The following is a 22,742-nucleotide window of genomic DNA, read 5'->3' as shown; positions in this document are numbered from 1 at the left end:
AACACATATCATTTCTCAATCTAAATGGGTTATCATGCCAGTAAATTCCAATGAAGACTCTCGCCGGAGTTTCATCAGTAAATTTGCCAAGGGAGTAGTAGGAGCGTCACTGCTGCCAAGTATCCTGACCGCAGCTGATAAGCAAAGAAACATTCAATCACTTTCCCGCCTGAAAGAAAAATACAGTCCGAATGACCAGATACAGATTGCACTGATAGGTGCCGGTGGTATGGGAACAGCAGATGCCAATACGGCGATCACCGTGCCCGGTGTAAAGCTGATAGCCGCCTGTGATTTGTATGATGGCCGTTTGGCTGATGCAAAAAAGAAATGGGGTAATGATATTTACACTACCCGCAGTTACCAGGATATCCTGGACAGAAAAGACATTGATGCCGTGATCATCGCAGTGCCGGACTTCTGGCACAAAGATATTTCTGTGGCAGCTATGAATAAAGGCAAATCCGTGTATTGCGAAAAGCCGATGGTACATGATATCACCGAAGGCCCTGCAGTAGTGGAAGCGCAGCAACGCAACGGAAAGGTAGTATACCAGGTAGGCAGCCAGGGTATGAGCTCCCTGGGTAATGAAAAAGCCCGGCAGCTGCTGAAAGATGGCGCTATCGGTAAACTTAATTATGCAGAAGGCTTCTGGGCACGTATGTCGCCCACCGGCGCATGGCAATATCCTATTCCTGCAGATGCTTCCACTAAAACAGTAGATTGGACCGCTTACCTCAAAAATGCGCCCAAGCGCGATTTTGACCCGTTACGTTTCTTCCGCTGGCGTAATTATAAAGACTATGGTACCGGCGTTTCCGGCGATCTGTTTGTTCATCTGTTTTCCAGTCTTCACCTGGTAACCGGTTCCCTCGGGCCCAACAAAGTAATGGCTACCGGTGGATTACGTTACTGGAAAGACGGCAGGGAAGTACCGGATATTATGCTCGGAATGTTTGATTATCCTGAAACAGAAATACATCCTGCATTTAATCTGTCGCTCCGCGTAAACTTTGTGGATGGTACCGGTGGTACCAACTACCTGCGCATGGTAGGCAGCGAAGGCTCCATGACGGTAGAATGGGATAAGGTAACCCTGTTCCGCAATAACGTACAGGTAGATGAAAATGATCCGCTGGCTGCTGCCAATGCAGCTGCTTCCAACAATGGAAAATCGTATGCCTATCACCGTGCGAACATGCTGGATCCTGAAAAGATGATCTATGAAGCAGAGAAAGGGTACAAAGGCGCGCACTTTGATCACTTCTACAACCTGTTTAATGCAATGCGTACCAATGGCAAAGTAGCGGAAGATCCTACATTTGGTTTCCGTGCTGCCGCACCGGCGCTGCTGTGTAACGAAAGCTATTTCGATAATAAGATCATCCACTGGGATCCGAAGAATCTGAAAGTAGTGAACAAGTAATTAAACACGGTATATATGAAGCACCTTTTGGTTCCTGCGTTGTCGGTATTAACTATTGCGGCCGCATCTTGCGGAAGCAATACAGTAAGTAACGATAACAAGAACGCTATTGCGCTTGCGGATTCTACGGGGGCTGTGTTAAGTGAGGCGGAAAAGGCGGAAGGCTGGCAACTGTTGTTTATTTCCCGGAGAAGCTGGAGCCCTGGCAGCGCACAGGCGCCAACTACGCTATGAATCCTCCTTTGGCAGATGCTGCCAATCCCATTGGTGAATGGAACACCACAAAGATCATTGTGAACAAAGGTCATGTGGAACATTGGCTGAACGGGAAGAAAACGGCCGACTACGAGTTGTGGACGCCTGAATGGAAGAAACACAAGGAGGAAGGCAAATGGAAAGATGCCAAAGGTTATGGGTTGTCAAAAAAAGGCCACATTGCGTTGCAGGATCATGGCAGCGAAATATGGTTCAAAAATTTAAAGATCAGGGAACTATAAACAATTGGTCAAGCATATAAAAAATCCCGTCAAGGTTTACCTGGCGGGATTTTTTTATACAGTTTGATGAACTGGGGAGAGCTTATACAGCTGCTTCGTAGCGTTTGCTGATGGCGTTCCAGTCTACAACGTTCCAGAATGCTTTCAGGTATTCCGGACGGCGGTTCTGATATTTCAGGTAGTAAGCATGCTCCCATACGTCTACACCGAGGATAGGCGTGCCTTTTACTTCAGCTACATCCATCAGCGGGTTGTCCTGGTTTGGCGTGGAAGAAACTTCCAGTTTGCCATCCTTTACGGTTAACCATGCCCAGCCAGAGCCGAAGCGGGTAGCGCCGGCAGTGCTGAATTTTTCCTGGAATGCTTCGAAAGATCCAAAGGTGCTGTTGATAGCATCTGCCAGTTTACCGGTTGGTGCACCGCCTGCGTTTGGCGCCAGGCTGGTCCAGAAGAAACTGTGATTCCAGTGACCACCGCCATTGTTTCTTACAGCCGGGCTGATTTTACCGGCGTTAGCTACCAGTTCTTCCAGCGATTTGTTCTCGTTTTCTGTGCCTGCTACTGCTTTGTTCAGATTGTCTACATAAGCCTGGTGGTGCTTACCATGATGAATTTCCATTGTCAGTTTATCGAAATTCGGCTCTAACGCATCGGTAGCGTAGGGTAAGCTCGGAAGTGTAAATGCCATAACTCTAATTTTTATGGGTTTTAAAATATGATTTCTTGATAGTCGCCAAATTTACTGCCAATCCGTTAAAATTTAGATATTTATTATTAAGTTAACCACATGTTTTGCAGGCGACTGTAAAAAGGGAATGGGGTAACCGGATAATTAGTGAAATCAATCAATGCCTGGGCTTGATCATATGGAAAATTATTTTATATTTACGGATACTCGGTTTAACAGGACGTAACATCAGGCATATTTTTCAGGTATGCCCAGTTGTTGTTTACCTATTGTTTGTTTAAAACTTATAGTATGCAGACAGGCTCGGACTCGGGGCTACATTTTTCCCTCAATGCCTTACAGAAGGAAAATGAGCATTTAAAAAATCGTATCCATTGGTTGGAGAGCGTTTTACATCATGTACCCGCCATGATTTACAGTTACGATAACAATAATAAAAGTGTGACATGGTGCAACGACCGTCTCGCAGAAACGGTTGGTTTTTCTGCTGATGAGATGACCGGTATGGGAATAGAATTTTTCCGGCACATCATGCATCCTGAAGACTTCAAACTGGCAGCTGTAGCACAGCAATCCTTTATTAATAACAAAGCACAGTTTGGCGGCCTGGCCCGCATCCGCAAAAAAGGAGAAATTGACTACCGGTGGCTGCTTGGGCTGGAAGTGCCATTTACGCACGATAAGAACGGAAGGGTGGTGGAAATCATCTGTGCCTTTTTAGATCTCACCAATGCCATTGATACCAATGCTCAATTGTCTGAAGCTTTGGCAGCCATCATGCGCCGCCAGAATGAAACCCTTTTCAACAAACTCACCCCGCGGGAGAAAGATGTATTAGGAATGGCTGTAAAAGGACTGAACAACAAAGAAATAGCCCAATCGTTGAACCTTAGCCGTTATACCGTGGAAACCCACCGGAAAAACATCCGGCTGAAACTGAAAGTGCGTAACACCTCAGAACTGGTAGCAATTGCCCGTAAGATAGGATTTGAATAAAATTGTATTTTCCTGATAGCCAACTTTTAAGGAGAAATATCTGGTTGCAGAATATTTGCTAAAAATTGCTAAATATTTCAAAAATACCCAACATTGGGTATTTGCTCGTTTTTCAAACTCCACTAATTTAGTGAATTAAATATTACATGTGTTTTTTAAACATCCGCTATGATTATTAGCTGAAACACCCCTATGACTATGATAACCGAGGAAAGAGCATTTGACATCTTACAACTGGAAGAATCTGCAACTGCGGACGAAATTGTGGCACGCTACGAAATCCTTAAAGATCAATACAGAAAAATAAAAGATGAAACGGAAGACCTGAGAACACGGCTGGCGTACCAGTTGAAACAAATAGAACTGGACGACGTATTTATATATTTCAGAAGGAAACAAAGAATATAACAGAACCACCGGTATTCTTCCTTTATATATCCACAGGGAAAACTATGCCCTCATCTGCCCGTTGGCTTTAATTCATTATATTTACCAGCCTAAACCCTACCTAAACAATCATTCTATGAATGTTATCTTGATCGTTTTGATAGTACTGGCTTTAGTCGTCATACTATCATCGTTTGTAACGGTGCAGCAGGGAAATATTGCTGTCACTACTATCTTCGGAAAATACAACCGGGTGCTTTTCCCCGGACTGAACTGGAAAATACCCATCATTGAAAAGGTATTTAAAAGGGTATCCATCCAGAACAGATCCGTGGAACTGGAATTCCAGGCTATCACCATTGACCAGGCCAATGTGTATTTTAAAGCCATGCTGCTGTATGCCGTGTGGAACCAGGAAGAAGAAACAATTAAGAACGTGGCATTCAAATTTATGGATGAAAGAAGCTTCATGCAGGCGCTGGTTCGCACCATTGAAGGTTCTATCCGTGGATTTGTAGCTACTAAAAGACAGGCAGAGGTGTTAGGACTCCGTAAAGATATTACGGAACACGTAAAAGAACAGATCGACAAAACCCTGGAAGAATGGGGTTTCCACCTGCTGGATCTGCAGATGAATGACATTACTTTTGATGAAGTGATCATGAAGTCGATGGCGCAGGTAGTGGCTTCCAATAACCTGAAAGCAGCCGCTGAAAATGAAGGTCAGGCTTTACTGATCACCAAAACAAAAGCGGCAGAAGCAGATGGTAATGCGATCAAGATTGCAGCAGAAGCAGAGCGCCAGGCCGCGCAGTTGCGCGGTATGGGTGTGGCTTTGTTCCGTGAAGAAGTAGCCAAGGGTATGAGTATGGCCGCCAAAGAAATGCAGCAGGCCAACCTGGATACCTCGGTAATCCTCTTCTCCATGTGGACTGAAGCCATTAAACACTTTGCCGAAAACTCAAAAGGAAACGTCATCTTCCTGGATGGTTCTTCCGAAGGGATGGATCATACCATGAAGCAAATGATGGGCATGAATAAGCTGATGGATTCCACCAAAAAGTAATTATCTCCTTTGTTCAAAGAAGGTTTTCATCAGCTGTAAACTTTCTTCGCTGCACGGACCGGCCTCCAGTTTTGTTTTGGGATGAAACGGGGACCGGTCGCCGGTAGCTCTCCGGTAGCTGTTCTTGTCATCTGCCGCGGCATAAACAATCCTGCCTATTTTACTCCAGTATAGCGCCCCGGCACACATCAGGCAGGGTTCCACTGTTACATACAAAGTAGCTTCCATCAGGTATTTACTACCGAGCGTATTGAATGCGGCCGTCAGCGCAATCATTTCTGCGTGTGCGGTACAGTCGTTCAATCTTTCCACATGGTTATAGCCACGGCCAATAATGCGGTTGTTCAGCACTACTACCGCACCAATGGGTACTTCTCCGTCTTCAAAGGCTTTGCGTGCTTCCTGCATCGCCTGCCGCATAAAATGTTCGTCTGTCATAACTGTTAGTGTTCAGCCTTTGATTGCAAAACAACCAAAGGCTAAAAATTATTTGTTGATCATTGCCAGAAACTCGTCTTCCGACAGGATCTTAATGGTATTAATTTTCTTGGCCTTTTCCAGCTTACTGCCGGCATCATCGCCTACTACCAGGTAGTTGAGTTTGCTGCTCACACCGCTCACTATTTTACCGCCTTCCTGTTCCACCATTTCCTCTGCCTCGGTGCGTTTCAGCTTATGCAGGGTGCCGGTAAATAAAAACGTTTGGCCGTTGAGGTTACCCGAGGTATGTGTTTCCTTTTTTGTATTCGTCATGCTGATACCTAAGGCTGCCAGCCTGTTCAGCATTTCAATATTATCATTGTTGGCAAAAAACAGCCGGATAGAACCCGCTACTTTCGGTCCTATATCTTCCAGCGCGAGGATCTGTTCTTCCGTCCAGTTTTGCAGGTCCATGATATGGTTCACTGCATTGGCGAGTGTTTTGGCGGTGGTTTCACCTACATAACGGATACCCAGGCCAAATATCAGGCGGTGCAGCGGCTGCGTTTTTGATTGCTCAATAGCCGATTGAAGATTGGTCAGTGATTTTTTACCAAAGCCTTCCAGCGCGCCTATCTTCTCAAAATCCAGTTCATAAATACCGGGTATATCTTTTAGTAGTCCTAATGAAAAGAATTTGCGCACATTACTTTCGCCAAAGCTTTTGATATCCATTGCATCCTTGCTCACGAAGTGAATCATTCTTTCTACTACCTGTGCTTCACAGCTGATGTTGGTGCAGCGCCAAACGCTTTCCCCTTCCGGCTTTACGAGCTTATCATGACATACGGGGCAGTGTGTAGGAAAGATGATGTCCTGCTCGCTGCCATCGCGGAGGCCGGCCACGGATTTCACGATATAAGGGATCACGTCTCCTGCTCTTTCCACCAGCACGGTATCTCCCAGTTTCAGGTCTTTCTCTTTAATTACTTCTTCATTAAAAAGGGAAATAGAACCTACGGTTACGCCGCCAATGGGCACAGGGTCGATCTTTGCCACGGGCGTGATAGAGCCGGTGCGGCCCACCTGGAACTCCACACTGCGGAGTTTACTGGTGGCCTGCCTGGCCTTGAATTTATAGGCAATAGCCCAGCGCGGGTGATGGGTGGTCATACCCAGCCGGTCCTGCAGGTTATAGTCGTTTACTTTGATCACCATGCCATCTATTTCATACGGCAGGTTATCACGTTCTGTTTCAAATTTCAGCACGTAGTCAATAACGCCCTGTATGCCTTTTATCACTTTCTTTTCTTTGGCAGGGCTGCGGAAACCGAGGGTAGATAATAGTTCCAGCGTACCGCTATGCGTTTTGAGTGCATCGGGTTCTGCTTTTCCCGGGTTCATGTTATGGTAACTCATGTGATACAGGAAAGCTTCCAGTCCGCGTTTGGCTACTTCATTGGGATCTACCATCCGCAATGAGCCGGAGGCAGCATTGCGTGGATTGGCCAGCGGGGGCTGGTTGTCGGCGATGCGTTTATCGTTAAAGGCTTTGAAGGTGTTTTTATTGATGAGCACTTCCCCGCGTATTTCTATCTGGTGAATGCCATATTTTGAGAAGGAGGCCGACAGGGGGATAGAGCGGATCTGTTTGATATTGGTGGTGATGTCTTCTCCTGCAACGCCATCGCCGCGGGTAGCGCCGCGTGTCAGCCGGTCGTCTTCATAGATCAGTGAAATACTGGCGCCATCGAACTTGGGTTCAATGCAGTATTCAATTTCATTAAGGCCGGCGCTTTCGCGTGCTTTGCGGTCCCAATCCAGCAGGTCATCTGCATTGTAGGAGTTTTCCAGGCTGAGCATGGGTACCAGGTGTGGTACGGTGATAAATTCTTTGGTGAGTCCCTGTGCTACCCGCTGGGTGGGAGAGTCGGATGTAACAAGGTCCGGATGTTCCAGTTCGAGTTTTTTCAGCCAGGCAAACAACTGGTCGTATTCATAGTCGCTGATCACGGGTTCACTTTCCACGTAGTAGCGCCAGTCGTTATAACTGATTACACGACGAAGGGCATCCAGGGTTTCATCAATGGATTGCAGCAGTTTTTCCTGCTGTAAATGGCTGAGCAGCTTTTTGGCCAGCTGCGTCAGGGTTATTTCTATCTCCTTTGTGTACATAATTGGTATAACTGAGCCGTAAATTTAAACTTATCTTTCAGGTTAGGGATATCTGTTGAAAAAAATCCGGGCACTTTTGTTTTAAATGTGATATTTTTTTCTTTCATTTGAATATAGTTCCACGCGTTATCGAATTAACTGAGTTTACTGTAATTCCACGTCTTTATGATGTCTATGTACACCAAGAACCTCAACACGCACCTCGTTGAAATAAAGGATTATTTCAAGGTAGCCATTTCGGTTGACTGCGTTATTTTCGGATTCAACAACGATGAGTTGAAAGTACTGTTAATAGAATCGGATCTCAAAGAGTTTAAGGGGAAGTGGTCGTTGCTGGGCGACATTGTACGGCCGGAAGAGGAGCTGGATGAAGCAGCTTACCGGGTGCTTAAAGCGCGCACCGGGCTGGATAATGTATACATGGAGCAGGTACAAACCTTTGGGGCGGTGGAGCGGCATCCTGCAGGCCGGGTGATTACCGTGGCCTATTATTCGCTGGTGAACATTGAGCATGTGGAGCTGAAAATGAGTAATAATGAACTGCACTGGCACAGCGTGAAAGAGCTGCATGAAATGGCCTTTGATCACAAACAGATCCTGGATACCTGTCACGAGCGGCTTAAACAGCAGGTGCTGGTACAGCCTATCGGGTTCAACCTGTTGCCCCGCAAATTTTCCCTCCGCGAGTTACAGAACCTTTACGAAGCTATCCTGGACATGGAACTGGACCGTCGTAATTTCAGGAAGAAGTTTTTATCGATGGATTTACTGATGGATTTGAATGAAGAAGAAGAAGATGTGCCTCATCGTCCGGCAAAGCTCTATAAATTTAATTTTGATAAATATGACCAAAGAAAGAAGCGTTATCTCGGGATAGGCTTCTAAAACTGCTGTTGTAATATTTTTTTCTCCCTCACTTTTGCAATCTCTGCCATTTCGGTTAATTTAAATGAGGCCAAAATCCTCTGCCACGGAGGATTTGACATTGCTCTCGCATGCCCAAAAACAGCTGTGTTAATTTTCTATCTAAATAGAAAAAAAAGTTTGTTTTTAACAAAATTTTAAGTAAGATTGTGTAAGATATACACATCTTAAGAAGCAAACAACCGTCAGTTATAAAACCAAAATTTAACTTGTTCGCCAAAAGCATTTTTTTCGTTTGTTTTATTGCCGTATGTAGAAAATTCCATTTAACAGATTTGAAGACTATAAATCATTTATCACTAGTTTGATTTTATAGTTCCACGTTATGAAACATAAGACTGCTAAGCATTAATGCCTTGTGTCTTACTTTACGCTTTCCCTTGTACAGGTAATGTACAGGGGAAAGTTGTTTTAGGGAAATACTAACCCGATCCGGGATCAGTTAAATATTTTGCAATAAGATCCGGCGCCTGTTCAATCAATTCTAATTCTGGGCAAACCCACGCTATACCGGCAGTTCAGCTGGTTTTTCCGTAACTTGCATTCTTCGCGGATTTCATGCAGGAAGCATGAAATCCCTGGTCAAAAATCCGGTAATTGATATGTCTTATACACCACAACATAAGGTTCGCATTGTAACAGCGGCAGCTTTATTCGACGGGCATGATGCGGCCATCAATATCATGCGGCGCATTATGCAGGCAAAAGGAGCCGAGGTGATTCACCTGGGACATAACCGCTCTGCAGCAGAAATCGTAGACTGTGCCATCCAGGAAGATGCACAGGGTATAGCCGTAACCTCCTACCAGGGAGGCCACGTGGAATTCTTTAAATACATGTACGACCTGCTCCAGGAAAAGGGTTGCGGCCACATCAAGATCTTTGGCGGCGGTGGCGGTACCATTCTCCCGGTAGAAATAGCAGAACTGCATGCCTACGGTATTGCCCGCCTCTACTCACCGGACGATGGCCGGCAAATGGGACTGGAAGGCATGATTGAAGACCTGATCAGCCAGTGCGATATTGCTATCAAACCATTAACTGCCGGCGCCGGCGTAGAAGACATCCCGCAACTGCAGGCAGACAAAAATCCTAAGATCATTGCCAGGGCTATCAGCCTGGCAGAAAACGATATGCCGGTGGCTATGCTCACCGGGCAAAAAGCAAGAACTGCTGTTACAGTAGATGAAGCGGCCGGCACTCACATTACCCACACCGCCGCAGATCCGGAAAGATCTCCTGTACTCGGTATCACCGGAACAGGTGGCGCCGGTAAAAGCAGCGTAACAGATGAACTGGTTCGCCGCTACCTCAATCATACGACCGATAAAACCGTAGCCGTGATTTCGGTGGACCCTTCCAAGAAGAAGACCGGCGGCGCTTTACTGGGCGACCGGATCCGGATGAATTCCATCCACCACCCGCGCGCCTACATGCGTTCACTGGCCACCCGCGAAAGCGACAAAGCCATCAGTGAACATATCCAGGAAGCCATCGATATCTGCAAACTGGCAGCATACGATTTTATTATCCTGGAAACATCCGGTATTGGTCAGAGCGATACCGCCATCACAGACTATTGCGATGTTTCGCTGTATGTGATGACACCGGAATATGGCGCCGCTTCCCAGCTGGAGAAGATCAACATGCTGGACTATGCCGACGTAATTGCCATCAACAAATTTGACAAGGCCGGCGCACTGGATGCCCTGCACGATGTGCGTAAACAATATAAGCGTAACCACAACCTCTGGAACGCCAAAGAAGAAGAATTGCCGGTGGTAGGCTCTATTGCCTCCCAGTTCAATGACGCAGGTATCAACCTGTTGTTTGAAAAAGTAATGGAAAAAGTGGAAGAGAAAACCGGCGCCAGCTTCGGACCTATGGCGCATGAAAGCATCAAATCCACTTCTACCAAATCACAGATCATCCCACCGGCGAGGGTACGTTACCTGGCGGAGATCTCCGAAGCCATCGGCGATTACAGCAAATGGGTGGATGAGCAATGCAAACTGGCTACACAGCTATACCAGGTGGAAGGCGTAATGGCCCTGCATCCGGCATCCGCCGCCGCACTGGCCGACATCAAAGCCCACCTGGAAAAATCATTACACCCGGAATGTAAAAAACTGGTGGAAGACTGGCCTGTACTGGTAAAGAAATATACCGCCGACTTTTACGAGTTCCAGGTAAGAGACAAAGTGATCAAACTACCGCTGTACAGCGAAAGTCTCAGCCACAGCCGTATTCCAAAGGTGTCGCTGCCTAAGTATAAAGACTGGGGCGATATTCTCCGCTGGCAGCTCACCGAAAACCTGCCCGGTGAATTCCCTTACGCTGCAGGTGTATTCCCGTTGAAACGCGAAGGAGAAGACCCTACCCGCATGTTTGCCGGGGAAGGCGGCCCGGAAAGGACGAACAAACGTTTTCACTATGTATCACTCGACCAGCCGGCAAAGCGGCTGTCTACTGCGTTCGACAGCGTTACCCTTTACGGCGAAGATCCGGCAGTGCGCCCTGATATCTACGGTAAAGTAGGCAACTCCGGTGTGAGCATCGCCACTGTAGACGACGCCAAAAAGTTATACAGCGGCTTCGATCTCTGCGATCCGAAAACATCGGTATCCATGACCATCAACGGTCCTGCGCCCATACTGCTGGCGTTTTTCATGAATGCCGCCATTGATCAGCAATGTGAAAAATATATCAAAGAACAGGGACTTACCGAAAAAGTAAAGGCCCTCATCAAAACTAAATTTAAAGATCATCCGCTGCCACACTACAGCGGCGATCTGCCGGCAGGTAACGATGGCCTGGGTTTACAGCTGTTGGGGATTTCGGGAGAAGAAGTACTGGACAAAGATGTATATGAAAAGATCAAAGCGCATGCTCTCAGCACAGTTCGTGGCACCGTGCAGGCAGATATCCTGAAGGAAGACCAGGCGCAAAACACCTGTATCTTTTCTACAGAATTTGCATTAAAACTGATGGGGGATGTACAGGAATATTTCATTACGCAAAAAGTCCGCAACTTCTATTCTGTCAGCATTTCCGGCTACCATATTGCAGAAGCCGGCGCCAATCCTATCACGCAACTGGCGTTTACCCTGGCAAACGGTTTTACCTACGTAGAGTATTACCTGAGCCGCGGCATGAACATCGATGATTTTGCGCCAAACCTGTCGTTCTTCTTCAGCAATGGTATGGACCCTGAGTATGCGGTGATCGGACGTGTGGCCCGCCGTATCTGGGCTAAGGCCATTAAGTATAAATACAAAGGAAACGACCGCTCCCAGAAACTGAAGTATCACATTCAAACTTCCGGTCGCAGTTTACACGCACAGGAAATTGATTTTAACGATATCCGCACTACGCTGCAGGCACTGTATGCGATTTACGATAACTGTAATTCCCTGCACACCAACGCATATGATGAAGCCATTACCACACCTACGGAAGAAAGTGTGAGAAGGGCAATGGCCATACAGCTCATCATTAACCGTGAACTGGGTACCGCTAAAAACGAAAACCCGGTACAGGGAGCGTTCTTCATCGAAGAACTTACCGACCTGGTGGAAGAAGCCGTGTTAACGGAATTCAACCGCATCACCGAACGTGGCGGCGTATTAGGCGCTATGGAAAGAATGTATCAGCGTAACAAAATACAGGAAGAAAGCCTGTACTATGAATCGCTGAAACATACTGGCGAATTCCCGATCGTAGGCGTAAATACTTTCCTGAATAAAAACGGATCGCCTACTATTATCCCGGCAGAAGTGATCCGCTCTACCACAGAAGAAAAGGAATTCCAGATCCATACCCTCGAAGCCTTCCAGCAAAGGCATCAGCATAAGAGCGCCGCTGCACTTAAACAATTACAGCAGGTGGCTGTTAGCAATGGCAATCTCTTTGCGGAACTGATGGAAACGGTGAAGCATTGCTCATTAGGGCAGATCACGCATGCACTGTATGAAGTAGGAGGGCAGTACCGGAGAAATATGTAATCTTAACACTATTATAAAAGCCTGTATCAATAGCTGATACAGGCTTTTTGTATTATATTAGTATTACCTTTTTGATGGCCGTTATCAGCCGGGTCTGTCTGTCCTATTTTTACAGCTTCACTTATCGGAATTACTATGAAAAGAATACTTGTTGGTTTGGCTTTACTGGGCGCTTTGCAGGCAAATGCCCAAACAGCAGATACCGCGGCAAAGCGGGTGTTGCTGCCCAATGGCTGGGCTTTAACGCCGGTGGGGCATTCGTTGCCACTGGGGGATTTACCCCTGAATATGGTGGTATCGCCGTCAGAAAAACTGATAGCGGTTACCAACAATGGTCAAAGCAAACAAACCATACAGCTGATAGATGCCGGAAAGGAGATGGTACTCGATGAAGTGAGTGTCCCCAAAGCCTGGCTGGGACTTGCATTCAGCAGGGACGAAAAGAAACTGTATGCTTCCGGCGCCAATGATAACGTAATATGGCAGTATACTATCAGCAATAATAAATTACTGGTAACAGATAGTATCCGGTTGGGATTGTCGTGGCCAAAAGAAAAAATCTGTCCTACCGGGATGGCTATCGACTACTCACGTAACCGGCTATACGTAGCAACTAAAGAAGACAACAGTTTATATATTATTGATCTGCTCACAAATAAAGTAATCAGCAAAGTGGCGCTGGGAGCGGAAGCATACACCGTTACTTTATCTAAAAACAGGAACCTGTTATACATCTCTCTTTGGGGAGGCGATGCGGTGGCGGTATTTGATGTCGCCTCCAATAAAATTACCAATACTATCAAAACGGGCAGTCATCCTAACGAAATGATTTTGTCTGCCAACGGAAAATATTTATACGTAGCCAATGCCAATGACAATTCGGTATCGGTGATCAGCACTGCCGGTCAACGGGTTATTGAATCGCTGCAAACGGCCTTGTATCCGGATGCGCCGGCTGGGTCCACTACTAACGGCCTGGCATTATCTGCCAATAACAACACGCTTTATATTGCCAATGCAGATAATAACTGCCTGGCGGTTTTTGATGTGGAAACACCGGGAAAGAGCAGATCGGAGGGATTTATCCCGGTGGGTTGGTATCCTACCTGTGTAAGAAGGATTGGCAAAAAATTATTTGTGGCCAATGGCAAGGGCTTTACTTCTATGGCCAACCCGGAAGGCCCCAACCCGGTGAGCAGGAAGGATGAAAGCGGATCACACCTGGCTAATACCCGTAAGGATAGGCCGGTGCAGTATATCGCCGGTTTATTCAAAGGCACGCTGTCGATGTTCAACGAACCCGGGGAAGTGCTGCTGGGCCGCTGGTCCAAACAGGTGTATGAGAATACGCCTTACACAAAAGAGAAAGAACAGCATGCTGCCGGAGAAGCGGGGAATCCTATTCCACGAGCTGCAGGGCAATCATCTCCCATTAAGTATGTATTTTATATCATCAAGGAAAACCGTACTTATGACCAGGTGTTAGGTGATATGCCGCATGGCAACGGCGACAGCAGCTTATGTATTTTCCCGGATCGCATTACGCCGAACCAGCATCGTTTGTCCAATGATTTTGTATTGCTGGATAATTTTTATGTAGATGCAGAAGTAAGCGCCGACGGGCATAACTGGAGCATGGCAGCCTATGCCACCGATTATGTGGAAAAAACGTGGCCCACCAGCTACGGTGGCCGGGGTGGTACTTATGACTATGAAGGCAGCCGCAAGGTGGCTTACCCGGAGAAAGGATTCATTTGGGATTACTGTCAGCGCGCCGGTGTTAGCTACCGCACCTACGGCGAGTTTGCGGGGAAAGGAAAGGCGACGCTGAAATCGCTGGAAAAGTATTTCTGCACTGACTATCCTTCATTCGATCTTACCATACAGGATGTTGCGCGGCAACAGATCTGGCAGCGTGATTTCGATTCGTTGCTGGCGATAGATGCTGTGCCGCATTTTAACAGCATCCGTTTAGGGAATGATCATACCAGCGGTATGCGGAAGGGCGCCTATTCGCCTTATGCCTCTGTGGCCGACAATGATCTGGCAGTGGGCCGGCTGGTGGAATACATCTCCCATAGTAAAATATGGAAGGAGAGCGCCATTTTTATACTGGAAGATGACGCACAGAATGGACCTGATCATGTGGATGCACATCGTTCTCCTGCTTATGTGATCAGCCCGTATGTAAAAAGAAATACCGTAAATCATACAATGTACTCCACGTCCGGCATGCTGCGTACAATGGAGCTGATCCTGGGTTTGCCGCCTATGAGCCAGTACGATGCTGCTGCTACTCCGATGTGGGAATTATTTTCAGCTACGCCCGATCTCCGGCCGTACACGGTATTACCTGCGAATGTGGATATCAACGAAAGAAATACTGCCTGGAATGAAAGTGCCCGCCGGTCTGCCAGCTTCGACCTGGCACATGAAGACAGGGTGCCGGACCTGGAGCTGAATGAGGTAGTGTGGAAGGCCATTCGTGGCGAGCAGGCAGTGATGCCGGCGCCCAGAAGAAGCGCTTTTGTGAAGTTGCAGGCCGCTGAAGATGAGGACGATTGATAAATCGATTAAGCAAATCCACAAAACTTTTCTATTTTAGGGTTTCCTAAATTCAAAAACGTTATGGTTGCAAGGAGAGATTTTCTTAAGAACAGCGCCCTGGTAGCAGGCGTTGTTGGGCTTGGATTGCCCAAAACAGTATTTGGCTGGAATGGGTATACCTCCCAACGTCCGCCCCTGGCAAAGCGGAAATTCACCAGTGAGGCGGTGGAAAAGACAATTATAAAGGTGAAATCCCAGATTGCGGATACCAAATTGGGATGGCTGTTCGAAAACTGTTTCCCTAATACGCTCGACACAACGGTTAATTTTAAGAAAGAAAACGGCCGGCCCGATACTTTCGTGATCACCGGCGATATCAACGCCATGTGGCTGCGCGACTCCTCTGCCCAGGTGTGGCCTTACCTGCCACTGGTAAAGGATGATGCAAAACTGAAAGAAATGGTGGTAGGCGTCATCAACCGTCAAACAAAATGTATCCTCATTGATCCGTATGCCAATGCCTTCAATGAAGGGCCTACCGGCAGCGAATGGGATAAGGATCTGACCACCATGAAGCCTGAACTGCATGAACGCAAATGGGAAATTGATTCCCTGTGCTACCCGGTTCGCCTGTCTTATAACTACTGGAAGATCAGCGGTGACAATACGCCCTTTGATGATAAATACAAACAGGCCGCTCAGCTCATCGTGAAAACATTTAAGGAACAGCAACGTAAAGACGGCCACGGTCCTTATAAATTTCAGCGCAATTCACCCGTACAGTCAGATACCGTTGCCAATGGAGGCTGGGGTAATCCCATTTCCCCGGTAGGACTGATCGTTTCTATTTTCCGTCCATCTGATGATGCTACGGTATTTCCTTTCCTGATTCCATCCAATATGTTTGCCGTAGTATCTCTGCGTCAGCTGGCGGAAATCAGCGAAACTATTTATAAAGATGCAGCCTTTGCACATGAATGTATTGCGCTGGCAGATGAAGTGGACCGCGCTATTAAGGCCCATGCTATTGTGGAACATCCCAAGCTGGGCATGATGTATGGTTTCGAGGTAGATGGTTTCGGTAACCGTTTATTCCTTGACGATACCAATGTGCCCAGTCTCCTGTCTATTCCTTACCTGGGCTATACCGGCATTGATGATCCGTTGTACCAGGCTTCCCGCCACTTTGTATGGAGCAATTTCCAGCCCTGGTTTTACAGGGGCAAATATGGTGATGGGGTAGGCAGTCCACATACCGGTAACGACTATATCTGGCCGATGAGCATTATCATGAGAGCTTTAACCAGTCATGATAAGGAGGAAATAGCTTCCTGTATTAAAACCTTACGCAATACCGATGGTGAAACCGGGTTTATTCATGAATCTTATCATAAAGATGATCCGTCGAAGTTTACCCGTCCGTGGTTTGCCTGGGTGAATACACTTTTTGGAGAGCTGATCCTGAAAGTAAGTCAGGAGTATCCTGATCTGTTGAAGAGACAATACGCATAGATAATCCGGAATGTCCATACCAGGGGTTTTGTGGTTTATGTTCAATATATTGTGAACATACACCATGAAATCCCTGATTTTTTTTGTTATAAATACCAGATAAATGACACCAGCAGATACGTACCAACAAAGGATCCACCAGTTCCGGGAAGCGATAAAAAAAGAGAAGCGGTTAACCGCCAGCCTGTCGTGGGCCCGGCTGATCTGTTTCCTGGCGATAGTAGCCGGCATCGTGTTTTTTATCCGGAGCGGCTGGGAGGCGCCGTGGTTGCTGGTTACAGCTGCCGGCATGATTGCGTTTATAGTATTACTGGTGTTGTATTCAAAGGCACAGCAGAAGCTGCAGCTCTTTAAATCCCTGCTGGAGCTGAATGAGAAGGAATTGCAGGTAGTAACTACCTGGCAATCGGCCTTTAACGATGGAAATGAGTTTGTGGACGACAAGCATGATTTCAGCAGCGACCTGGATGTTTTCGGGCCGTCTTCTATTTTTCAGCATATTAACCGCACGGGTACTTTGTCCGGCAAGCGGCAGCTGGCCGCCGCATTGAGAAACCCGCTGGAAGAAGCTCCTGCTATACTGGCCACACAGGAGGCTTTGCAGGTGCTTACACCGGAACTGGAGTTCCGGCAGTTGCTCACCGCTAATGCCACGCTGGCAAAAGAGGAAGAAAGCGATCGCAGGGAAATCAGCGCTTGGCTGGAAATGCCTTTCCATTTTCTGCACAACAAATTTATAAATGTGGTTATCTGGCTGAGTCCTTTGCTGGTAACCGGCTCCATTGTGGTGTATGCCACCACCGGTAAGTATTACCCGTTGTTAATACTGATTATGTTGAACTGGTTGCTGCTGGGCGGCAGTCAGAAAAAGATCATGGCGCAATATGTCCTGATTTCCCACAAAGAACGGATACTGGATAAGTTCTCTATCTTATTACATCTTATAAAAAACGGCAGTTTCAAAAAATCCGCTTTACTGCAACAGCAGCAGGATATGGCCAAAGAAGCCGATGTGGCACTGCGGCAGTTATCTAAAGTATGCAGTGCATTTGATCAGCGGCTGAACCTTTTGGTGGGGCTGGGGCTCAATTCCCTGATGCTGTATGATCTCCATTGCATCCTGCGTTTGGAACGATGGAAAAAGCAGCATAAGCAGCACATCACCCGGTGGTTTGATGTGATTACCCAGCTGGAAGTGTGGAATAGCCTGGCTACTTATGCCTTTAATCATCCGGAATTTTCGTGGCCTGCGCCGCAGGCAGAAGGCCGCATCCTGGAGGCTACGGAGCTGGGGCATCCCCTGATCCCGGCCAGCGAATGCGTGAAGAATGATGGCGCCGCCGGCAGCAAGGATCATTTCCTGATCATTACCGGGTCTAATATGTCCGGTAAAAGTACCTTCCTGCGGAGCGTAGGTTCCAACCTGTTGCTGGCCATGTGCGGCGCACCGGTGTGTGCAGACCGTTTTGTGTTCAGCCCTATGCGTATCATGACTTCCATGCGTATCAAGGATTCTATCGCCAGCCACACCTCTTATTTCCAGGCGGAGTTGCTGCGGTTACAACATATTATCCGTCACCTGAAAACCGGTGCGCGGGTATTTATTTTGTTAGATGAAATTCTCAAAGGCACCAATTCTGAAGATAAATTGTCGGGCTCCCGTAGCCTGATAGAGCATTTCCTGCAATATAACTGCCTGGGCATGATTGCCACGCACGACCTGGAGCTGGGGCAACTGGAAGCGGCCTATCCGGGTCAGATCAGGAACTACTGCTTTGAAAGTACCATACAGGACAATCACCTCTTCTTCGATTACCGCATCCGGGTGGGCATTGCCCGGAATAAAAACGCCACTTTCCTGATGAAGCAAATGGAAATTATTTAAATCCTAAATATTTTAGTATTTTTACTAAAATATTTAGTCTATGACTTTGCCATTCCAGGAGGGCGCACCGGAAAATCCATACTATAAAGGGCGCGGAGCACAGATTAATCCAAAGAATAAATACCTGGCAGACGAATATGCGCAGGAGCATGCAGAAGGTATTGATGAATGGTGGCAGGCAGATGTACCTACCCAGGTGTTTGAAGAACATGCTAAAAACCTCGTCAATAAGGTGGATAGTCCCGATGTGGGAATGTGGTACTCCATGAATCCCTACCAGGGCTGCGAGCATGGTTGCATTTACTGTTATGCCCGTAACACCCACCAGTATTGGGGTTTGAGTGCGGGTTTGGATTTTGAGAGAAAGATTATTGTAAAACATAACGCCCCGGAACTGCTGCGCAGGTTCCTGGATAATAAGAAATGGGATCCCAAGCCGATTTCCCTTTCGGGGAATACGGACTGCTATCAGCCGGTAGAGCGTAAGATGTGGCTCACCCGGCAGCTGCTGGAAGTAGCGCTGGAATACAAACAGCCGGTAGGCATCATCACAAAAAACTCACTGGTATTGCGGGATCGTTACCTGTTACAGCAGCTGGCGCAGGAGAACCTGGTGTGCGTGTACCTGTCTGTGACCACCCTCCAGGAAGACCTGCGGCAAAAAATGGAACCCCGCACTGCCACGGCGGCGCAACGGCTGAAGGTAGTGAAGGAGCTGAGTGATCTTGGTATACCCGTTGGCGTTATGACAGCCCCGCTTATCCCCGGACTCAATGACCATGAAATTCCCCGCCTGCTGGAAGCTGCAGCGGCCAATGGGGCTAAGTATGCAGGGTATACGGTGGTGAGGCTCAATGACGCGGTGAAGGTCATTTTCAACGACTGGCTCTATAAAAACTTCCCCGACCGGGCGGACAAAGTATGGCATCATATAGAAAGTATGCACGGTGGAAAGGTGAATGACAGCGATTTTGGGCGGAGAATGAGGGGAGAAGGTAACATCGCAGACCTGATAAAGCAGCAGTTTAAAATTCATACAAAGAAGAACGGGTTGAATCAGGAACGCTTCGAATTCAATACAGCAGCCTTCCGCCGGCCCAATTCACAATTAAGTCTGTTCTGATAATCAATGAGATTTGGTTGCACTTTAAACTAATTGTTAAGTCTAGGAAAAAAGTAGGGTGTTTTTTTGTGTAATAAAAAAAATAAAAATTACCTTTGCTTCAAGAACAAAAATAACTGTGCAACTTATATCAACATACGAGATTTCAGCGATGGCCTGCCAACACAAGCAGGTCAAGGCCGGAATGCGGGCATGTTGCACCGATTGTTAACGATAGAAAAAGTTATCAAACGATATAAACAAGAGTCCCGCACTAGAGAAAAGTGTGGGACTTTTTGCTTTTGAAGCAGTAATGAAATGACGACATTGAAAGAATTTCAAGCGATAACTGTAATGCAAAAAAAATACACCTCATGGTGTAAACGGAATGGTCTTGCCTTAAAAAGGCCATACGGACAAGGTATGCGGTAATGTGAGATAACCCTCTACATTATTTATCCCGGTCCGTAAATACGGCCGGGTTTTTTTGTGGCCAAATCCGGCATAAAAATGGCAAACAAAGTATTTATTCAAAGATGTTATGCGCTAACCCGTTTGATTAGCAAAAAAGTAAAGTGCATAATCCCAAAAACGTTAGATGATGAGAAACGTTATTCAAGTTGTAAGAGAGGCCTTACTCACCAATTTCAGGGAGTTGGATCAGTGGTTTGAAAAAGAACCGGCATTACTGGATTTCAAACCAGACCGTGATCAATGGAGCATACGGGAAGTATTGGAGCATATTACGCTCACCAATTACTTTTTGCTGCTGATCATCAATAAGAGTACCCGCCGTGCGCTGGAACGTAAGAAAACCGGACACTCCGTGATACTCCCGGCAGATTATGCCAATAAATTAGAACAGATAGACGTCATCGGCAGTAAATCCTTTGGTTGGGTAAGACCCGAACATATGGAACCTACCGGACTTAAAAATATGCAGGAAGTAAAAGCCCTCCTGAAGCAACAGTATGCACAGTGCATGTACAACCTGTCTTTACTGAAAAACGGCGAAGGAGTGCTGGTATTTACAAATATGTCTGTGAATCAGCTGGGTAAGCTGGATATCTATCAGTACATCTATTTCCTCACCAAGCATATTGAGCGGCATATCCGCCAGATGCAGCGTCTTCAGAAGGAATTCGAAGAAAGCGCGGTGTTAATATAACTTAGGTCGACCACCACCATCTGTTTTTGTTAATCCTGATCATAACTACAGCCGGAAGTGAAAAGACTTCCGGCTTTTTAGTGCTCTTGTATTTTGCACACCTGCTCCAGGTCATAGATGCAGCCGCGGATTTTGAAAATCAGAAAGTGTTGTTTAAGAAAGCATAAATAAAATAGTTGAAAATATTTTGTTAAAAATTTGCAAATTCAAAATATATCCTGTTATCTTTGCATCGTTAAAATTGATAATAAAACAAATTGATAAACATGAAACGCATTAATCTACATATGGACAACGCAACATCCTGCCTCGGGCAAGATGGCCGCGGATTCCGGGCGTTTTATGGTTACAGGTAGATAAAAAATATTTGTAAGTATAACAGAAGCCCGGGTCTTTGGATCCGGGCTTTTTTGTTATCGATTTATTGAAATGATGAGTTTACCGGAAATAACAGAACGGATTCAAATCCGCCGCAGCAAATGGTTTAGAGATAGCATTAATTCAATTAATGCTAAACGGACGAGGTATGTCTTAACGTAGTGTATGCGTTAACGTTATATGACCCGGTCCGTTTTAAACAGACCGGGTTTTTTTATGCGGCAGTATAAAGATTATTTGAAGAGGTACATAAAAAACAGGCAGGCGGAGTAATCCTGCTCCGCTTTCATCTCCTTTTTAAGATATTTTTTTTCGTCTCTGTTTGCATTTTTAACCCCTTATCATCAGGTTATCAGAAGGATAACCTGTAATTTACCCCATGATAAATACGATTTACCCGGGACCGGCCTGGTTCCGGGAAATCTTTATCATCAGGAGGCAATCACATTAAAGAGATCAAGAAATATGGAGCATATAGTTAATAATAACATCGATATAACAGACGGCGAACATTTTGCCCCGAAGGGAGTATATACTGTTAATTTTAATGCTATTCCCGATATCAATAACATTTATGAAGTAGATGGTGATAAAGCCGCCGCTGCTTTTGCGAAGAAATATGAAAGTATGATTGTGCATACACACCGCTATACTGATTACGATAATAAAAAGAAAAAGTATAAACATAACCAGACGCTGTTTGTACTGAATAATAACAGCGTGGTGGCGTTCTGGCAATCGTGGTGTGAGATATTGCACAACGGCACTATTCCTGCATTTGTATCTGAAGTAACGGAAATGGCTACACGATATAAAGAGAAACAACGCAGGGAGCCGCATGAAATTAACCTGATCACCAGCGGACGTAAAGGACTGGAGCTGAAGAGCCTGGAAATAAAACGCACCAAGCTGGATATAGGTAAGTTTTATGAAGATGATTTTAAGGAGATAGATAAGGTGATACAACAGCGGCTGAAGAAGGATAAAGACAAGGGGATCGTGTTGCTGCATGGCTTGCCTGGAACAGGTAAAACTACCTACCTGCGTTACCTGATAGGCCGGATAAAAAAGCGCGTGCTTTTTGTTTCACCGGACCTGGCGAACAACATTATGAATCCTGAGTTCATGGAGCTGCTGATCGATAATCCCAATTGCGTGGTGATCATTGAAGATGCCGAAAATGTAATAATGGATCGTAAGTTTTCCGGAAACTCCTCCGTTTCCAACCTGCTGAACCTGTCGGATGGATTACTGGCAGATTGTTTGAATATACAACTGGTATGTTCTTTCAACAGTGATTTATCTGCTATCGACAGTGCCTTGCTACGCAAAGGCAGGCTGATCGCAAAGTATGAGTTCAAACGTTTGTCTGCCGCTAAAGCACAGGCGTTATCAAAACACATGGGTTTTGATACGGTGATCAACAAGGCGATGACCATTGCAGAAATTGCAAATCAGCATGAGCCTTCTTTTGAAACCAGGCAACATGTGATCGGGTTCAGGCGGGAAATGCTGGAAGAGATCGCGTAATATTATTTATTCATCTTAAAAAATTAATAAAAATGAA

At 46.3% G+C, this 22,742-nt stretch carries 17 protein-coding genes; 14 read left to right on the top strand and 3 right to left on the bottom strand.

Annotation, left to right across the window (positions count from 1 at the left end; genetic code table 11):
* The first annotated feature begins 34 nt into the window (after positions 1 to 34).
* The 3 genes from V7S65_RS27125 to V7S65_RS27115 are packed head-to-tail and all read left to right on the top strand — an operon-like array spanning position 35 to position 1,923.
* Positions 35 to 1,426 (top strand): Gfo/Idh/MocA family protein, encoded by a 1,392-nt coding sequence (locus tag V7S65_RS27125; protein WP_111577356.1) that lies wholly within the window; start codon positions 35 to 37, stop codon positions 1,424 to 1,426.
* 15 nt (positions 1,427 to 1,441) lie between these two features.
* Complete coding sequence (locus V7S65_RS27120) at positions 1,442 to 1,660, top strand: hypothetical protein (RefSeq protein ID WP_336388928.1); 219 nt, start codon at positions 1,442 to 1,444, stop codon at positions 1,658 to 1,660.
* On the top strand, positions 1,657 to 1,923 hold the full coding sequence (locus V7S65_RS27115) for a 3-keto-disaccharide hydrolase (RefSeq protein WP_310006348.1): 267 nt from the start codon (positions 1,657 to 1,659) through the stop codon (positions 1,921 to 1,923). Before V7S65_RS27120 ends, V7S65_RS27115 begins: the two co-directional genes overlap by 4 nt.
* 82 nt (positions 1,924 to 2,005) lie before the next feature.
* On the opposite strand, the gene V7S65_RS27110 is transcribed toward V7S65_RS27115, so the two are convergent.
* Positions 2,006 to 2,611, bottom strand: coding sequence for a superoxide dismutase (locus V7S65_RS27110; protein ID WP_079471174.1), 606 nt, complete (start codon positions 2,609 to 2,611; stop codon positions 2,006 to 2,008).
* Between the two features lie 291 nt (positions 2,612 to 2,902).
* On the opposite strand from V7S65_RS27110, the gene V7S65_RS27105 reads away from it, so the two are divergent.
* From V7S65_RS27105 to V7S65_RS27095, 3 genes are all read left to right on the top strand, one after another.
* The gene (locus tag V7S65_RS27105) at positions 2,903 to 3,607 is read left to right on the top strand and encodes a LuxR C-terminal-related transcriptional regulator (RefSeq protein ID WP_111577357.1); all 705 of its coding nucleotides are present in this window, start codon (positions 2,903 to 2,905) and stop codon (positions 3,605 to 3,607) included.
* 192 nt (positions 3,608 to 3,799) lie between these two features.
* A complete protein-coding gene (locus V7S65_RS27100) occupies positions 3,800 to 4,015 on the top strand; it encodes a hypothetical protein (RefSeq protein ID WP_079471172.1) in 216 nt (71 codons plus the stop codon).
* A 115-nt stretch (positions 4,016 to 4,130) separates the two neighbouring features.
* Positions 4,131 to 5,060 carry an SPFH domain-containing protein gene (locus V7S65_RS27095; RefSeq protein WP_111577358.1) on the top strand — a complete coding sequence of 310 codons (930 nt, stop codon included), beginning with the start codon at positions 4,131 to 4,133 and terminating at the stop codon, positions 5,058 to 5,060.
* Here the strand turns inward: V7S65_RS27095 and V7S65_RS27090 are convergent, their stop codons facing one another.
* A complete protein-coding gene (locus tag V7S65_RS27090; RefSeq protein WP_079471170.1) occupies positions 5,061 to 5,498 on the bottom strand; it encodes a nucleoside deaminase in 438 nt (145 codons plus the stop codon). It abuts the gene before it with no gap.
* A gap of 48 nt (positions 5,499 to 5,546) precedes the next feature.
* Positions 5,547 to 7,655, bottom strand: coding sequence for an NAD-dependent DNA ligase LigA (ligA, locus tag V7S65_RS27085; RefSeq protein WP_336388929.1), 2,109 nt, complete (start codon positions 7,653 to 7,655; stop codon positions 5,547 to 5,549).
* 165 nt (positions 7,656 to 7,820) lie between these two features.
* Between ligA and V7S65_RS27080 the strand changes: the two genes are divergently transcribed.
* From V7S65_RS27080 to V7S65_RS27045, 8 genes are all read left to right on the top strand, one after another.
* Entirely contained in the window at positions 7,821 to 8,540 is a 720-nt protein-coding gene (locus V7S65_RS27080) for an NUDIX hydrolase (protein WP_079471168.1), read from the top strand.
* Between the two features lie 641 nt (positions 8,541 to 9,181).
* Positions 9,182 to 12,583: a methylmalonyl-CoA mutase family protein gene (locus tag V7S65_RS27075; RefSeq protein ID WP_336388930.1), complete on the top strand. Its 3,402-nt coding sequence runs from the start codon at positions 9,182 to 9,184 to the stop codon at positions 12,581 to 12,583.
* A 135-nt stretch (positions 12,584 to 12,718) separates the two neighbouring features.
* On the top strand, positions 12,719 to 15,148 hold the full coding sequence (locus V7S65_RS27070; RefSeq protein ID WP_336388931.1) for a bifunctional YncE family protein/alkaline phosphatase family protein: 2,430 nt from the start codon (positions 12,719 to 12,721) through the stop codon (positions 15,146 to 15,148).
* 63 nt (positions 15,149 to 15,211) lie between these two features.
* A complete protein-coding gene (locus tag V7S65_RS27065; RefSeq protein WP_079471166.1) occupies positions 15,212 to 16,642 on the top strand; it encodes a glycoside hydrolase family 125 protein in 1,431 nt (476 codons plus the stop codon).
* Positions 16,643 to 16,745: 103 nt separating this feature from the next.
* A complete protein-coding gene (locus V7S65_RS27060; RefSeq protein WP_336388932.1) occupies positions 16,746 to 18,527 on the top strand; it encodes a MutS-related protein in 1,782 nt (593 codons plus the stop codon).
* A gap of 40 nt (positions 18,528 to 18,567) precedes the next feature.
* A complete protein-coding gene (locus tag V7S65_RS27055) occupies positions 18,568 to 19,650 on the top strand; it encodes a PA0069 family radical SAM protein (RefSeq protein WP_079471164.1) in 1,083 nt (360 codons plus the stop codon).
* A gap of 580 nt (positions 19,651 to 20,230) precedes the next feature.
* Positions 20,231 to 20,797, top strand: a complete 567-nt coding sequence (locus V7S65_RS27050) for a DinB family protein (protein WP_200817306.1) — start codon at positions 20,231 to 20,233, stop codon at positions 20,795 to 20,797.
* 843 nt (positions 20,798 to 21,640) lie between these two features.
* A complete protein-coding gene (locus V7S65_RS27045; protein ID WP_079471162.1) occupies positions 21,641 to 22,705 on the top strand; it encodes an AAA family ATPase in 1,065 nt (354 codons plus the stop codon).
* The last annotated feature ends 37 nt before the right edge of the window (positions 22,706 to 22,742 follow it).

Source organism: Chitinophaga sp. CCNWYY40 (assembly GCF_037483205.1).
Lineage (GTDB): Bacteria > Bacteroidota > Bacteroidia > Chitinophagales > Chitinophagaceae > Chitinophaga > Chitinophaga ginsengisegetis.
This window is presented reverse-complemented; position numbering and strand designations above follow the sequence as displayed.

Excerpts from the sequence above, each read along its gene's own strand:
- V7S65_RS27055 (WP_079471164.1), top strand. The coding sequence starts at position 18,568 with ATGACTTTGCCATTCCAGGAGGGCGCACCGGAAAATCCATACTATAAA.
- V7S65_RS27120 (WP_336388928.1), top strand. The coding sequence starts at position 1,442 with ATGAAGCACCTTTTGGTTCCTGCGTTGTCGGTATTAACTATTGCGGCC.
- V7S65_RS27045 (WP_079471162.1), top strand. The coding sequence starts at position 21,641 with ATGGAGCATATAGTTAATAATAACATCGATATAACAGACGGCGAACAT.
- V7S65_RS27080 (WP_079471168.1), top strand. The coding sequence starts at position 7,821 with ATGATGTCTATGTACACCAAGAACCTCAACACGCACCTCGTTGAAATA.
- V7S65_RS27110 (WP_079471174.1), bottom strand. The coding sequence starts at position 2,611 with ATGGCATTTACACTTCCGAGCTTACCCTACGCTACCGATGCGTTAGAG.
- V7S65_RS27065 (WP_079471166.1), top strand. The coding sequence starts at position 15,212 with ATGGTTGCAAGGAGAGATTTTCTTAAGAACAGCGCCCTGGTAGCAGGC.
- V7S65_RS27090 (WP_079471170.1), bottom strand. The coding sequence starts at position 5,498 with ATGACAGACGAACATTTTATGCGGCAGGCGATGCAGGAAGCACGCAAA.
- V7S65_RS27070 (WP_336388931.1), top strand. The coding sequence starts at position 12,719 with ATGAAAAGAATACTTGTTGGTTTGGCTTTACTGGGCGCTTTGCAGGCA.
- V7S65_RS27060 (WP_336388932.1), top strand. The coding sequence starts at position 16,746 with ATGACACCAGCAGATACGTACCAACAAAGGATCCACCAGTTCCGGGAA.
- V7S65_RS27075 (WP_336388930.1), top strand. The coding sequence starts at position 9,182 with ATGTCTTATACACCACAACATAAGGTTCGCATTGTAACAGCGGCAGCT.
- V7S65_RS27050 (WP_200817306.1), top strand. The coding sequence starts at position 20,231 with ATGAGAAACGTTATTCAAGTTGTAAGAGAGGCCTTACTCACCAATTTC.
- V7S65_RS27095 (WP_111577358.1), top strand. The coding sequence starts at position 4,131 with ATGAATGTTATCTTGATCGTTTTGATAGTACTGGCTTTAGTCGTCATA.
- ligA (WP_336388929.1), bottom strand. The coding sequence starts at position 7,655 with ATGTACACAAAGGAGATAGAAATAACCCTGACGCAGCTGGCCAAAAAG.
- V7S65_RS27115 (WP_310006348.1), top strand. The coding sequence starts at position 1,657 with ATGAATCCTCCTTTGGCAGATGCTGCCAATCCCATTGGTGAATGGAAC.
- V7S65_RS27125 (WP_111577356.1), top strand. The coding sequence starts at position 35 with ATGCCAGTAAATTCCAATGAAGACTCTCGCCGGAGTTTCATCAGTAAA.
- V7S65_RS27105 (WP_111577357.1), top strand. The coding sequence starts at position 2,903 with ATGCAGACAGGCTCGGACTCGGGGCTACATTTTTCCCTCAATGCCTTA.
- V7S65_RS27100 (WP_079471172.1), top strand. The coding sequence starts at position 3,800 with ATGACTATGATAACCGAGGAAAGAGCATTTGACATCTTACAACTGGAA.